At 36.1% G+C, this 14,796-nt stretch carries 12 protein-coding genes; 6 read left to right on the forward strand and 6 right to left on the reverse strand.

From position 1 onward, the window contains the following. The first annotated feature begins 19 nt into the window (after window positions 1-19). Window positions 20-2,158 carry a methylmalonyl-CoA mutase gene (gene scpA, locus V5J73_RS11210; protein WP_338645927.1) on the forward strand — a complete coding sequence of 713 codons (2,139 nt, stop codon included), beginning with the start codon at window positions 20-22 and terminating at the stop codon, window positions 2,156-2,158. Window positions 2,159-2,498: 340 nt separating this feature from the next. Then, entirely contained in the window at window positions 2,499-3,017 is a 519-nt protein-coding gene (locus tag V5J73_RS11215) for a hypothetical protein (protein ID WP_338645929.1), read from the forward strand. 73 nt (window positions 3,018-3,090) lie between these two features. On the opposite strand, the gene V5J73_RS11220 is transcribed toward V5J73_RS11215, so the two are convergent. From V5J73_RS11220 to dapF, 5 genes are all read right to left on the reverse strand, one after another. After that, the gene (locus V5J73_RS11220; RefSeq protein WP_338645931.1) at window positions 3,091-3,738 is read right to left on the reverse strand and encodes a peptidoglycan-binding protein LysM; all 648 of its coding nucleotides are present in this window, start codon (window positions 3,736-3,738) and stop codon (window positions 3,091-3,093) included. A 97-nt stretch (window positions 3,739-3,835) separates the two neighbouring features. Next, a complete protein-coding gene (locus V5J73_RS11225) occupies window positions 3,836-4,714 on the reverse strand; it encodes a DUF2279 domain-containing protein (protein WP_338648621.1) in 879 nt (292 codons plus the stop codon). A 44-nt stretch (window positions 4,715-4,758) separates the two neighbouring features. Continuing rightward, complete coding sequence (gene mltG, locus V5J73_RS11230) at window positions 4,759-5,799, reverse strand: endolytic transglycosylase MltG (RefSeq protein ID WP_338645933.1); 1,041 nt, start codon at window positions 5,797-5,799, stop codon at window positions 4,759-4,761. Between the two features lie 89 nt (window positions 5,800-5,888). Further along, complete coding sequence (locus V5J73_RS11235; RefSeq protein ID WP_338645935.1) at window positions 5,889-6,422, reverse strand: GNAT family N-acetyltransferase; 534 nt, start codon at window positions 6,420-6,422, stop codon at window positions 5,889-5,891. A gap of 18 nt (window positions 6,423-6,440) precedes the next feature. Beyond that, window positions 6,441-7,223 (reverse strand): diaminopimelate epimerase, encoded by a 783-nt coding sequence (gene dapF, locus V5J73_RS11240; RefSeq protein ID WP_338645937.1) that lies wholly within the window; start codon window positions 7,221-7,223, stop codon window positions 6,441-6,443. Between the two features lie 138 nt (window positions 7,224-7,361). On the opposite strand from dapF, the gene V5J73_RS11245 reads away from it, so the two are divergent. Further along, entirely contained in the window at window positions 7,362-8,762 is a 1,401-nt protein-coding gene (locus V5J73_RS11245; RefSeq protein WP_338645939.1) for a trypsin-like peptidase domain-containing protein, read from the forward strand. Between the two features lie 157 nt (window positions 8,763-8,919). Then, entirely contained in the window at window positions 8,920-10,368 is a 1,449-nt protein-coding gene (locus V5J73_RS11250) for a glyceraldehyde-3-phosphate dehydrogenase (protein ID WP_338645941.1), read from the forward strand. 275 nt (window positions 10,369-10,643) lie between these two features. Here the strand turns inward: V5J73_RS11250 and V5J73_RS11255 are convergent, their stop codons facing one another. Further along, window positions 10,644-12,050 (reverse strand): APC family permease, encoded by a 1,407-nt coding sequence (locus V5J73_RS11255; RefSeq protein WP_338645943.1) that lies wholly within the window; start codon window positions 12,048-12,050, stop codon window positions 10,644-10,646. 381 nt (window positions 12,051-12,431) lie between these two features. On the opposite strand from V5J73_RS11255, the gene V5J73_RS11260 reads away from it, so the two are divergent. Beyond that, window positions 12,432-13,454: a hypothetical protein gene (locus tag V5J73_RS11260; RefSeq protein WP_338645944.1), complete on the forward strand. Its 1,023-nt coding sequence runs from the start codon at window positions 12,432-12,434 to the stop codon at window positions 13,452-13,454. 280 nt (window positions 13,455-13,734) lie between these two features. After that, window positions 13,735-14,595: an NAD(P)-dependent oxidoreductase gene (locus tag V5J73_RS11265; RefSeq protein WP_338645946.1), complete on the forward strand. Its 861-nt coding sequence runs from the start codon at window positions 13,735-13,737 to the stop codon at window positions 14,593-14,595. Window positions 14,596-14,796: the final 201 nt, after the last annotated feature.

Genomic DNA, 14,796 nt, shown 5'->3' on the forward strand with positions numbered 1-14,796 from the left:
GTAATTTGGTACTAAACAAATGAAAAGAAAAGATTTACAAAATATAAAATTAGAAAGTGCTCCGTTTAAAACTGAGAATGAAAATTCTTTGGACGATGTATTTCTAACCTCAGAAGGAATCGAACTAAAACCAACTTATTCAAAACAAGATATTGAAAAGCTTACGCATCTTGATTTTGGGGCTGGTTTTGCACCTAATTTACGTGGACCGTACGCAACAATGTACGTTCGCCGACCATGGACCGTACGCCAATATGCCGGATTTTCTACTGCCGAAGAAAGCAATGCTTTTTACAGAAGAAACTTGGCTGCGGGTCAAAAAGGACTTTCCATCGCTTTTGATTTACCTACTCATCGCGGCTATGATTCCGATCATGAACGTGTCGTAGGCGATGTGGGAAAAGCGGGAGTTGCGATTGATTCCGTGGAAGATATGAAAGTATTATTCGACCAAATTCCACTAGATGAAATGTCAGTTTCTATGACGATGAATGGCGCTGTTTTACCTATTATGGCTTTCTATATTGTCGCCGCCGAAGAACAAGGCGTAAAACCCGAGTTACTTTCCGGAACAATACAAAATGACATTCTGAAAGAATTCATGGTGCGTAACACGTATATTTATCCGCCAACTCCTTCGATGAAAATCATTGCTGATATTTTTGAATTCACCAGCAAAAAAATGCCCAAATTCAACTCGATTTCTATATCTGGATACCACATGCAAGAAGCGGGAGCCACAGCTGACATTGAATTAGCCTACACTCTGGCTGATGGGCTAGAATACATTCGAACGGGATTAGCAACCGGAATGAAAATTGATGAATTTGCTCCGCGCCTTTCTTTTTTCTGGGCGATTGGAATGAACCATTTTATGGAAATTGCCAAAATGCGTGCTGGGAGAATGATATGGGCAAAACTAGTAAAACAATTTGAACCCAAAGACGATAAATCATTAGCGTTACGAACCCATTGTCAAACTTCGGGTTGGAGTTTAACGGAGCAAGATCCTTTTAACAATGTGGCACGAACGTGTATCGAGGCTGCAGCTGCCGCTTTTGGAGGTACACAATCTTTGCACACCAATGCTTTGGATGAAGCTATCGCATTACCAACGGACTTCTCTGCAAGAATCGCTAGAAACACTCAGCTTTATTTACAAGAAGAAACTAAAATCACAAAAACGGTTGATCCTTGGGCTGGTAGTTATTATGTAGAAAGTTTGACCAATGAAATTGCTGAGAACGCTTGGAAACTTATCGAAGAAGTAGAAGAACTCGGCGGAATGACTAAAGCCATTGAATCTGGAATTCCGAAACTTAGAATCGAGGAAGCGGCAGCCAGAAAACAAGCACGAATAGACAGTGGTCAGGATATCATTGTAGGGGTAAACCAATATCGATTAGAAAAGGAAGATCCGTTACAAATTTTGGATGTGGATAACCAAATGGTTCGCAAGCAACAATTGGAACAATTAGACCGAATCAAAGCGACCCGAGATACAGAAAAAGTACAAAATTCACTAAAAAAATTAACCCTTTGTGCGCAGACAGGAGAAGGTAATTTACTGGAAATTGCCGTTGAAGCTGCTAGAAACCGAACCACTTTAGGAGAAATTAGTGAGGCATTGGAAACGGTTTTTGGAAGATACAAAGCACAAATTAAATCATTTAGCGGTGTGTATAGTAAAGAAATAAAAGACGACAAAAGCTTTGAAAAAGCAAAGCAATTAGCAGATGAATTTGCTGAAAAAGAAGGACGCCGTCCGCGAATTATGATTGCAAAAATGGGACAAGACGGGCACGATCGTGGGGCAAAAGTAGTGGCTACAGGCTACGCTGATGTTGGTTTTGATGTTGACATTGGTCCACTTTTTCAAACACCAGCCGAAGCTGCTAAACAAGCCGTAGAAAACGACGTGCATATTTTAGGAGTTTCTTCTCTAGCTGCGGGACACAAAACTCTTGTTCCGCAAGTAATTGAAGAACTTAAAAAGTACGGAAGAGAAGATATTATGGTGGTTGTAGGCGGAGTAATTCCTGCGCAAGATTACCAGTTTTTATTTGATTCTGGTGCTGTTGCCGTGTTTGGACCAGGAACAAAAATTAGCGAAGCTGCTATTAAAATATTAGAAATTTTAATGGGCAGTTTCGAATAAAAAAAAGACTATAATTCTCTAATCTATAAAAAAGCACTAATCAAAAGATTGGTGCTTTTTTGTTTTTAATCAAAAAATAAGCACTAATAATTCCTATTAAAAAAGAAATGATTTAACTGATTTTATTAACATAATTTATGGTATAAGTTAACGCTAAAACCTGAATTAAAAAGCTAAATTTACATAAGAATATTTGTTTTTGTTAAAAAATTAAAATTTTAAAATACTGATATATAGATAATTATATAAATAAAAGAAGGGGAAGTAAAAAGATAAGCCTTAGAATTTATTAGTCTATTGCAATTGCAAAAATCATTAATTAATTTAAAACTTAAATATTATGAAAGCACTTATTATAATACTTTTTTTAAGCGTTACTATGGCGTCATATTCACAAGAGACTTCGAAAGGGAAAATTAAAATCGAAGAATTACCTGGTGTGGTTATTAAAAGAGTTGGAACCGATTTTTCTGTTTATATTCCTGACAATAATCCTGATCAAAGAGTAAGAACTGTAGAAGAAAAATTTATTGCCTTCGATCTAGGTAAAGATGCTGAAGGATTTGAAGAATACCTCGTAGTAATGGAAGTAAAAAACGGTTCTTTGACCGCTACTTATAATGAAAATGGAAAATTAATACGCGTTGTGGAAGAATTCAAAAACGTAAAACTTCCAGGTGAAGTTATTTATTCAATTTATCGAACCTATCCTGGTTGGTCTATTGTAAATGATAGTTTTCTCTATTCACAAGCAGATGGAGATGTTATCAAAAAACAATATAACATTAAAATCAAAAAGGATAAGGAAACCATGAAATTAGTGGTACGTCCAAATGGAGAAATCCTTAAAGCGAAATAAAATTCGATTTAGAATACTAAAAAGGCTGCCAAAATTAATTAGACAGCCTTTTTTATATTGCTTAAACTACTATTTAGATTTGTATGTTTTTTACGCTAGCATTACCATCAGCTACAATAAACGAAGTATCGTAACCCCCAAATAGTTTCATATATGTTCTTATGGAAGTTCCATAAGCATCTCTAAAATAACGCTTACCCTTATTTTTGAAGTACTTTTTTACTGATCCAGCACCACCAAGATGAGCCGCAGCTAAAATTCCAGATTCAGTGACTTGTATTCCGTTGAGTATTGTTCCTTCGTATTTTTCAATTTCTTTTTTTAACTCCCATTTATTTTTAGCCAATAGTGCTATAAATGCTCTTTCTTGTAATTCTGGACTATTCAAAAAAGTAGTACTATTACGAACTCCAACTGACTTTAATGTTTCAATACCAAATTGGTATTTGCCTAAATATCCTAAAGAATTAATTTTTCTGTATTTGCTTTCAGATTCTCTATAACCAATTGCTTCTCTAAATCCTACGAAAAAATTTCCAGTAAAAGGGATGTTCGAATTGATGTAATCTTCTTGTTGTTCAGAAGGAAATAAGTAGTGTGTTCCTTCTTCTTCATTGATGAGAAACCAAGGGCTGGTTTCTAAGTTAAACGGTTTAAAACCGGAGCTTAAAAAAACTGTAATCACAGTCAAACTAGTGTAAAAATACCACTTCTTTATCATAAATTGTTTTTCTTCAAAACGCTGTCCCGTTAAGAAATTTCTATGCGCAAAGGTACAACAAAAATAATTATACTGATAATCAAGTAGTTAAACTTTTCTAAAAATAGATGAAGTGGTATTTTATATCGTTTAAGTGCACAAATTCGATAGTTGGAGCAGGAATCTTAACCGTATTAAGAACGGAGAAAACGGTCTTCAAAAAATGAGATTTAGTCTTAATTCTTGTCAAATCGACATCTAAACTCAGATAAAACTGCCTAAACCTTTTTGGATTAGAAATTGAAATTGGGGTTACATTTTCAATATTTCCAGTTATCATTCCATCAGCTCCATAACCCAATGCCACATTAAGCCATTTTGGTATTTTAGAATCTTTAGCAAAAGAATGTAAATTGACTGAAAGCCAATACGTTTGTCCGTTATAATCTTTTAAAATTTGCTCCGAGAAAGAACTACCTAATACCTCTGGTCTGTAACTAGCATATTTAGTGGTATGAAAAGAAAATTTGGGTGTAATACGTTGTTCCTTCCACATTAATCCTTGTGAAACATATAAAGCAGTTCCAGAAGCATTAGCAACAATATCTCCTAATGAAGCGCCCCACTCAGAGGAATAACCATCTAAAACCTCAACGGCAGTTAAAAAAGCAAATCCTAAACCTGCTCCGTAAAGTAATTGATTTTTTTTAGTAGCGCCACTCCACTGTAGCATTTCGGAACCTAATCGTCCCAAATGATACGATGAAAACACATGACCTGCTTTATCCATTTGAAGCCACTCCTCATTGTCATTTATAAAATGAAAATTGGATTTGGGATAATCTGCATACCAAACTTGGTTTAAACCTATTAAAGTTCCCGTGGCCAAAACTGCTTCGGAAATGACAACTGCGTTTTGTCTTTTTAGCTGTAAAGAATCTGCTGGTTTAAAGAAACTAGCTGCAGTGTTTTGTGAAAAACCAATTGGCGCAACCATCCAAAACAACAGCAAAAAAACAAACTTTTTATCCCATCCCAAAACTATCTTTTTACCCCTTGACTGTTAATCCAATCTGAATATTTTTTGGCATTTTTATTATGTTCCTCCAAAGTAGCCGCAAACTCGTGGTACCCAAAGCGCTCTACACTGGCGCAGAAGTAAATGAAATTATTTTTTTCAGGATCTAATACTGCTTCTAAAGCTGTAATATCCGGCATCGCTATAGGTCCCGGAGGAAGTCCCAAATTCATATAGGTGTTATAAGGATGCACCATTGTCAAATCGTTGTAAAAAACTCTTTTGATGACTTGGTCAAAATCATTCGATTTCTTTTTCATCGCAAAAATAACGGTAGGATCTGCTTGTAAGGGCATTCCAGCTCTTAACCGATTCAAATAAACACCTGCAATTCTAGGTCGCTCGTCTTTTTTTACTGATTCTTTATGAACGATAGAAGCCAGAATCGTTGCTTCAATTGGGGTTAATCCTTGTTTTTGCGCTTTGGCAACTCTTTCTTTATTCCAAAAATTACGGTATTCTTTTATCATTTTATCGCGGAACTTTTCAGCCGTAGTATTCCAATAAATCTCATAGGTATTAGGAATAAACAGCACTAAAACGTTCTCTTCATTAAACCCGTTTTCTTTCAAGAAAATAGAATCTTTGAACGAATTCAATAATGATACACTGTCGGCTTCTATTTGAGAACCTACACGTCCAGCTAAATTTTCTAAACGTTCTTGATTATTGAAAGACAGTTTTACGGGTGAGTTAAGTCTCAAACTTTTCACTAATTCATAACTGTTCATTCCTTTTGTTAATAAAAAACGACCCGGGATCACATTATCAGTATACCCTCTTTTGCTGGCTACCATTTCAAAACGATCCATATTCTCGACATAAGGCGCAATTATCTTCTTTACATCTTCATATTTTGAATCAGTGGGAACATAGACATAAACCTCTTTATCCGAAAATTTTGTGTTGGCAGAAAAAATTTGTTTCAAGAGTATCAATCCATAAATCATTAATACTGCTATTACAACAACTGAGGCAATGCTAATTATCTTCTTAATATTCATAAGTGGTATTTTTTTTACGTGGAGCCATAACATGGACATGATTCCTATTACTTTGATTTTGAAACGGTAGCGAGTCAAAACTAAAAAATTTAAAATTTAGTATTGATTAATTGAAAAATAGCTTCGTCCTTGTAGACACCATTTACCAGCGTCCAATCTTTCTTTACGCCTATTCTTTCGAAACCAAATTTAGTAAAAAGTGCCGTACTTGCTACATTTTCGGTGCCAATATTTGCATATAATTGGTGTAAATTAAGATTATAAAATGCATATTCGATTAATAACCCCAAAGCTTCGGAGCCAATATTCTGTTTTCGATTTTCGTTATTTTGGATTACTATACCCACTCCTGCCCTGTTGTTCTTTGGATCAAAATCAAATAAATCGATTAAACCTAAGGCCGGAAAATCCTGATCCTGACAAATAGCTAATCGCAATTGCTTGGCTTCATAAATATCCTGATGGGCATTTTCTAAATATTGTTTGACTAAAAATCGGCTGTAAGGTGTATGCGTATTACTGACTTCCCAAATGCTCTGGTCGTTTTCTATGGCATACACAAACTCCAAATCATTGGGTTCTAATGCTCGAATATAGATATTGTCACCTTTTAATGTTTTCATTTTTGATTTAGAATTTGTTTAAATCTCAATACTCCCTTTGAATACAAATTCCGCTGGTCCTTTCAAGAAAACATGGGTAAACTGTCCTTCTTTTTTATCGAAAGAAACGACTAATTTTCCGCCTTCAACATTCAAATCAATTTCCGAAGCGTCCGTTTTTCCCAAAACATTCATCGCAATTGCAACTGCAGTCGCTCCTGTTCCACAAGAAAGTGTTTCATCCTCTACGCCTCTTTCGTACGTTCGTAGCGAAAAAGTGGTTTCATTAATTTGTTTGACAAAGTTGATGTTACTTCCTGCTTTACCATACAAATCACCGTATCGAATAGCAGCTCCGTTTTCTTTTATATTGTAATTTTCTAAATCATCAACCAATTGTACATGGTGTGGCGAGCCCGTATTTAGAAACACATGATCTGGACTGACTTTTACCTCAGCCACATCAATCATTTGGAGTGAAACTAATCCGTCTGGTTCCACCGTGGCATGGTGCAAACCATCTGTAGCTATGAAAGTAGTTTTATTCTCGATTACGTTCAGCTTTTTGGCGAAAGCCACTAAACAACGTCCACCATTACCGCACATAGAACTTTGGTTTCCATCAGAATTGTAATAAACCATTTTGAAATCAGTTTCAGGGTCATTTTCCAATAAAATAAGACCATCACCTCCTATCCCAAAACGCCTGTCGCACAAATGCGCAATGAGTTGTGTATTCTCCTTTGGAAAAAACTCCGAACGATTATCAATCATCACAAAATCATTTCCTGTTCCTTGGTATTTATAAAATTCTAGTTGCATTTTAATTTCTATTGAGTGTTACAAAAGTACGAACTATTAATGAAATGTTAATCATTGTTAAAGAGCGTTAAACTGTATTTTACGAAGCTATTTTATTTTTATTTTTACGAGTAAATATCTTAATAAACGAATTTAATTATGAAAAATTTTTCAACACTATTTTTAGTTTCCCTGTTGAGCGGAGTAGTAACACTAGGTTCATACAAGTTATTATTTGACACTAATGGTTATTTTTCTAATGATAAAGACTCTTTGGTAACAACAGCATCCAACTCTTACGGAAAAAAAGTAGGATTGTCATCGGATGTACTTGATTTTACTGAAGCTGCAGAAAAAACCATTCATACAGTCGTCCATGTAAAAAACGTTTCTCGAAGAACAATTACAAACCCCATTTTAGAATATTTTTATGGGTATAAAGGCGGACAATCCCAAGAACAAGTAGGAACAGGTTCTGGCGTAATCATCTCTGAGGACGGTTATATTGTGACCAACAATCACGTGATTAAAGGCGCATCAGAAATTGAAATTACCCTGAATAACAAAAAATCATATCAAGCAAAGCTCATTGGAACCGATTCTAAAATGGATATTGCTTTATTAAAAATTGATGCGAATGAGAAATTACCGTATACTGTTTTTGCCAATTCTGATTCGGTTAAAGTGGGCGAATGGGTTTTGGCTGTCGGAAATCCATATAATCTAACCTCCACGGTAACCGCTGGTATTGTTTCAGCGAAAGCCAGAGATTTAGACACCAGCGGAATCCAGTCTTTCATACAAACAGATGCTGCGGTGAATCCAGGAAACAGTGGTGGCGCCTTAGTCAACACGCGTGGTGAACTGATAGGAATCAACACGATGATTTCCTCTATGACTGGTTCTTATGTAGGCTATTCGTTTGCAGTTCCTTCGAATATTGCCCGAAAAATTATCGAGGATCTTATGGAATTTGGGAATGTGCAACGCGGAATTCTTGGCGTTGAAGGAGGCGAACTGAACAGCATTACGTCCAAAGAATTAGGAATTACGCAAACACAGGGATTCTACATTAATAAGGTAACTAAAAATTCTGGTGCCGAAAAATCTGGACTTACAAAAGGCGATGTTATCATTAAATTAGACGAGCAAAATATAGCAACATTTGCTGATCTTTCTGGTTACATCAATACCAAAAGGCCAAATGACAAAGTACAAGTGACGTTTATGAGAGATGGCAAAACCAAAATTGTACCTGTTGTACTGAGTAAAAATGAATTTTTTAATGCGGAGTTTAAAGGTATCGAGTTAGAAAACATTGAAGCTGCTGACAAAAAGAAATTCAAAATTGATTATGGCGTACGAATTAAGTCTATAAACAGCCAAAACTTAAAGCAATATGAAGACGAGTTGCTAGGCAATATCATCTTGAGTATTGACAATGTAAAAGCTACCGATGTAGAAACCGTTTCTAAACTTTTAAGTAAAAAAGAAGAAAACCAAACGGTACGCATTGAAATGATTAATAAAAATGGAGAAGTAATGCGCGTGATTCTCTGACGCATCTCTTTTTTTTTGAAACCAAAGCCATCTTGTAAACCAAGGTGGCTTTTTATTTTACAAATAATTCTTAAAATACGTTACGAAATCGATTGAAATGGGTACTTTTGCGCAAATTTTAAAAAATACAATCACTTATTTTCATTAAATTTTCAACATGGCAACCACAACTTTATACGAAAAAGAAGTTTCTTTTCAAGCCGACAGGCGACGTGCAGGAGTAAAATTGATTAAAATCATCAGCGATTTATGGTATGATAAATCCATTGAGATGGTTTTATTCCGCAACCAATTAATTGATAGAAATGTCAGTGATATTATCAACCTACATGAATATGCAGCTGAATTTGTGGGCAAACCCATTTCAGTATTTGATTCGGTTAAAATTGCAAAAGCGATTTTAGAATTGAATTTACTTCCAGCTAAATTAGACATTGGTAAACTTACCTATGAATTTGGTTTAGAAGAGGATAAATATCCAGATGCTAAATATTTTGTTATTGACAAACTTAAAAATGCAAAAGATTCTGAGGAAGTACAGCCTAAAGATGTGGTGCTGTATGGTTTTGGTCGTATTGGTCGATTATTAGCCAGAGAACTCATGTCTAAAACTGGAAAAGGAAGTCAATTGCGTTTGCGTGCAATAGTTACCCGCGATAAAAATGACGCAACTTCGCTTGAAAAAAGAGCATCCTTATTGCGCTATGATTCAATTCACGGTGATTTTCAAGGTTCAGTAACTGCTGATCCTGAAAACAATGCTTTGATTATTAACGGAACAACCGTTCACGTGATAACGGCAAATGGTCCAGAAGAAATTGATTATACACACTACGGAATTGATAATGCATTGGTAATTGACAACACAGGCGCTTTTACGACACACGAAGCATTGAGCCGCCATTTAGTTTCCAAAGGTGCCGACAAAGTATTACTTACCGCTCCCGGAAAAGGAGTTCCAAATATTGTTCATGGCGTAAACCACAACGAATACAATCCGGATGAAATCAACATTTTTTCTGCGGCGTCGTGCACCACAAATGCCATCACGCCAATCTTAAAAGCTGTCGAAGATACTCTGGGAGTTGTAAAAGGGCATTTAGAAACCATTCACGCCTACACTAACGACCAAAATCTTGTAGATAACATGCACAAGAAATACCGTCGTGGAAGAGCTGCAGCTTTGAATATGGTGATTACCGAAACAGGTGCTGGAAGCGCTGTTGCAAAAGCATTACCGTCATTAGAAGGAAAATTAACTTCAAATGCGATTCGCGTGCCGGTTCCTAACGGTTCCTTAGTGGTTTTGAATCTGGAAGTTTCAAGAACAACTTCAATTCAAGAAATCAATGCCATCATGAAAAAATACGCATTGGAAGGCGAATTGGTTGAGCAAATAAAATACTCGATGAATAACGAGTTGGTTTCGTCGGATATCGTTGGTACATCGCAACCTGCTATTTATGACAGTAATGCCACAATCGTTTCAAAAGATGGAAAAAATATCGTGTTATACATTTGGTATGATAACGAATACGGATACAGCCACCAAGTAATCCGATTGGCAAAATACATTGCTAAAGTAAGACGTTTTACGTACTACTAGCCTACCGTTTACAGGTTGTGGATTGTGGTAGTATTTTTTTAGTTTTAGTTTTAGCCATTAGTTTTACAACAACCCAACCTGAATTCAATAGAAAATCCGTCGCGTTATCACAACGAGACGGATTTTTTTTATTTAAGCTTTTTTGTTATTCTACCGAATTTAGCCACAGATGACGCGGATTAAACGGATTTTAACTGCTTTCCAAAAAGTTATATTTAAAAATTCGATTTAACATCCACAAATTAATAATTCATAACTCATAATTTTTAAAAAAACTATTCCTTAGCTTTCGTCAAATAATACACTGGAATACCTATTAGCATGATCAAAACGCCCCAGCCACATGTAGATGGTTTTGTATACAATAACGCCATGCAAATTGCCACCGTAATTAAAATATACAGTGCTGGCAGTAACGGATAACCAAAGGCCTTATACGGACGCTCTGCATTTGGCATTTTTTTACGTAAAATAAAAATCCCATAAATGGTTAAGATGTAAAATATCAAAACAATAATTACCACAAAATCCAACAAATCTCCGTATTTCCCTGTCAGACACAAAGCCGAAGCCCAGATACACTGCGCCCAAATAGACCATGCAGGAACACTTGCTTTATTCAGTTGGGCCGCTTTCTTAAAAAACAAACCATCCTGAGCCATCGTATAATAAACCCTAGCACCAGCCATAATCAAACCATTGTTACACGCAAAAGTCGAAATCATAATCATCACAGCAATAATCAAAGTTCCCACCGATCCAAAAATAGTTTGCGAAGCAACCACCGCCACACGATCCGATTCAGCAGTAGCAATATCAAACAAAGGCACTACTGCCAAGTACATCACATTGGCTAAAATATAAATTACACTTACAATCAAGGTTCCCAAAAACAAACTCAAGCCCACATTCCGTTTTGGGTTTTTAATTTCACCCGCAATAAAAGTTACTCCTTCCCAAGCCACGCTCGAAAATTGCGAACCCACAAAGGCCGCCGAAATACCACTAATTAATGCCAAACCACCAATAGGCAACCACTCGCCAGTATCTACATTCAGGCTTTGAGCTGACCAAGCGTTGGCCCAATTCGCATCCCAAACTGCTCCATCCGCAGCAATAAAACCAAAAACAATCAAACCCGCTAGCGAGAGCACTTTGACCACCGTAAGCACCGTTTGTAAAATCTTAGAGTTTTTCACCCCGCGACTGTTCACATAACTCAACAAAATAATCGTAAAAATAGAAACAAGCTGAGCCGCATTGAGTTTGAAATCCCCTATTTCATATAAAATATTTTTATCACTTAAAGGTGCGTATAAATAGGCGGCAAACTTAGCAAAAGCGACACCCACGGCAGCAATGGTACCGGTTTGAATCACGGCAAAAAAGCTCCAACCGTACAAGAAACCCACCAGTTTCCCGTACGCTTCCTTGATGTACACATATTGACCACCCGCTTTAGGAAACATCGCGCTCAACTCGCCATAACTCACGGCGGCAATCACCGTAATAGCGCCCGTAAGCACCCACATAGCAATCAACCAACCGGCAGATCCCAACTGGCGAACCATATCCGAACTTACAATAAATATCCCGGAACCTATCATAGAACCCACCACAAGCATGGTTCCGTCGAGTAATCCTAATTCTCTTTTAAAATCGTCTGGTTTTTGGTCTTCCATATTTTTTTTTGGTTTAAGGTTTTGGGGTTTTGGTTTTAGTTGGCTAAAGATATACTTTTTTTAGAAATTTCATAAAAAGGATGGAAAAAGTGAGATTGTTCCTTTGGGCGTGACCCTGCAGCAGCTTTGTCGTTCCTCCTCGCCACTTTGGGTCGGGCGGTACGCTGTATCTTTATTTTCTTAAAGAAAGAAAATAAAGGATGCCGCTTCCCTCCCTCACGCAAACCGAAATAATTATAACGTTTATTCTTTTCAATAAAAATTGTAAGAAAAACTTAATATATTTGAGAAAATATAAAGCACAATTCAATAGCGACAATCTACCCATATTTGGGTGCATACACGAAGGTTTGCTTTGGCAATATATAAGTTAGATATATTATGAAAAAACTACAAACGACATTATTTTTATTGCTTTTAATCCAAATAAGTTTTGGACAGAAACTAAATATAATAAATAATCAAGCTATTCAATTCAGTATCAAAAAAGAAAAGGATACTATCAATTTTGTATTAATCGATACTAATTTAGACGAAATAAAACCTATTTTTTTATTTTGTCAAGGTTCTTTGCCAATGCCATTATTCGTAAAACCAGCAAAAGAAAATATATGGATGATTGGCGGTGGAATAACAAATTTCGACATAAATGAAATAAAAAAGAACTATCATTTAATTGTCATTTCAATGCCGAAAACTCCTGTAATTGTTAATGAAAAAAACTTAAATAAATCTTATTGCTATATTCCAAATGTAGAAGAACCCGATGAATTTGATAAGGAATATGTAAAAGCAGATTTTTTAGAGAATTATGAATATAGAGCAGAAAAAGTTTTAAATTTTTTGCGAAGACAGAAATGGGTAGATAATTCAAAATTAGTAGTTGCTGGACATTCTCAAGGTTCTAAAGTTGCAACACTTATTGCTTTAAACAACAAGAAAGTTACACATTTGGGATTATTTGGTGCAAACCCATTTGGAAGAATTGACCAAAACATTAGAAACTATAGAAAGGAAGCCGAAAGAAAAGAAATCACTTGGGAAAAAGCTAATGAATATATCGAAAACACATATCAAATGTATAGAGAAGCTTATAATAAAGAAACTTTAAAAGAAAATCCAAATTTATTAGCTTGGAAATCTTTCTCAAGACCATTATTAAATGATTGGTTACAAATCAAAATACCTACTTATTTAGCTTATGGAACAAATGATATTGCTTCTGATTTATGTGATTTAGTTCCTTTATTTTATATCCAAAACGCAAAAGATAATTTAACATATAAAAGATACTTAAACTTAGAACATAACTTTTTTGAAGTTAATGATAATGGAAGAGCAAATTACGAAAAAGAACATTGGAAAGAAGTTATGAATGAGTTTATAAATTGGACGAAAAAATAAATACATCTGCCAACAGCCATTTTGAGCTAGCTGGAGCTCCCACTGGCGCTCGTTTGCAACGAGTGCCTTTTTTAATTTAGAGCACAATCGTAGCGTTTGCAACGCGATTACTATATCTTTATGCATTCATTCCCCACAAATAGGAGTAAATAAATAACTAATAAACTAAATGCGATTGCTTCGTTCCTCGCAATGACTGCAGTACCACCGCGCGAATATGCCACAATAGTTAGTTCAGTTTGGCAAACTGTGCCCACAATGAACAAATAATACACTAATTATGAGTAAATTAAAATTAGGATGGACAGGTCTTGGCAACATGGGAAATCCAATGGTGATGAACCTGCTCAAAGCGGGTTTTGAAGTAACTGTCTTCAATCGTACCAAAGAGAAAGAAGCGCCATTACTGGCTGCAGGAGCAAAATCAGCAAGCAGTTTGCAAGAAATAATGAAAACTTGCGACGTCGTTTTGACGATGTTATCCAATGACGCAGCTGTCAAAGAAGTTTTTGAGGGACCAACAGGTCTATTGTCTAAATCCAATTCGGGCAAAACCATCATCAATATGAGTACGGTTGCTCCAGAAACCTCGCGTTATTTAAACACCATTTGCAACCAAAATCAAATACATTTTATAGATGCTCCCGTTTCTGGAAGTGTAAAACCGGCACAAGACGGAACATTGGTCATTCTTGTAGGTGCATCAAATGAAGACTACGAAGTAGCGAAACCCATATTTGACGTTTTGGGTAAAATTGCGATTCACGTAGGCGAACCTGGCGTGGCAAGTTCGGCTAAGTTAGCCATCAATTACTTATTGGGATTGAATCTTCAAGGCATAGCCGAAACGGTTCTATTTGCCGAGAAAAACGGCGTAAGCAAAGAAGACATGCTCAACATTATCAACCAAGGTGCTTGTGGCAACGGAATTACGAATATCAAAACGCCTTCCATTCTGAACGATTCTTATCCGGCAGCATTTGCGTTGAAACATTTAGTCAAAGATTTAAGACTGGCCAAAGAAGCCGGACTCGATTCGCCACTCATTCACCCTTTGTATGATAGTTACGCCGCAGCAGAACAAAAAGGATTGGGCGATCAAGATGTGATGGCAATTATCAGCAGTTTGAAGGATAAATAGTATTTGATATTAAGTCTTATTTTTTAAAACCTTTTCACAAACAATAATTTAAATCGTCCCGACCGCGCCAATATTCCACTGTTGTTAGCGTAGTTTTGCAAACTGCGCCCACAATAGTGAGCAAAAAATACAAGTAACATAAAAATGTCTACAAGGTATAAAGTCAAGACAACCGAAGATCACTATTTTAGTTTCGCTAGA

The sequence above is a fragment of the Flavobacterium sp. KS-LB2 genome (assembly GCF_036895565.1).
In the GTDB taxonomy this organism is placed as follows: Bacteria; Bacteroidota; Bacteroidia; order Flavobacteriales; family Flavobacteriaceae; genus Flavobacterium.

Bases quoted from the DNA above. Each gene is read 5' to 3' on its own strand.
- scpA (WP_338645927.1), top strand. From the start codon at position 20: ATGAAAAGAAAAGATTTACAAAATATAAAATTAGAAAGTGCTCCGTTT.
- V5J73_RS11215 (WP_338645929.1), top strand. From the start codon at position 2,499: ATGAAAGCACTTATTATAATACTTTTTTTAAGCGTTACTATGGCGTCA.
- V5J73_RS11220 (WP_338645931.1), bottom strand. From the start codon at position 3,738: ATGATAAAGAAGTGGTATTTTTACACTAGTTTGACTGTGATTACAGTT.
- V5J73_RS11225 (WP_338648621.1), bottom strand. From the start codon at position 4,714: ATGGTTGCGCCAATTGGTTTTTCACAAAACACTGCAGCTAGTTTCTTT.
- mltG (WP_338645933.1), bottom strand. From the start codon at position 5,799: ATGAATATTAAGAAGATAATTAGCATTGCCTCAGTTGTTGTAATAGCA.
- V5J73_RS11235 (WP_338645935.1), bottom strand. From the start codon at position 6,422: ATGAAAACATTAAAAGGTGACAATATCTATATTCGAGCATTAGAACCC.
- dapF (WP_338645937.1), bottom strand. From the start codon at position 7,223: ATGCAACTAGAATTTTATAAATACCAAGGAACAGGAAATGATTTTGTG.
- V5J73_RS11245 (WP_338645939.1), top strand. From the start codon at position 7,362: ATGAAAAATTTTTCAACACTATTTTTAGTTTCCCTGTTGAGCGGAGTA.
- V5J73_RS11250 (WP_338645941.1), top strand. From the start codon at position 8,920: ATGGCAACCACAACTTTATACGAAAAAGAAGTTTCTTTTCAAGCCGAC.
- V5J73_RS11255 (WP_338645943.1), bottom strand. From the start codon at position 12,050: ATGGAAGACCAAAAACCAGACGATTTTAAAAGAGAATTAGGATTACTC.
- V5J73_RS11260 (WP_338645944.1), top strand. From the start codon at position 12,432: ATGAAAAAACTACAAACGACATTATTTTTATTGCTTTTAATCCAAATA.
- V5J73_RS11265 (WP_338645946.1), top strand. From the start codon at position 13,735: ATGAGTAAATTAAAATTAGGATGGACAGGTCTTGGCAACATGGGAAAT.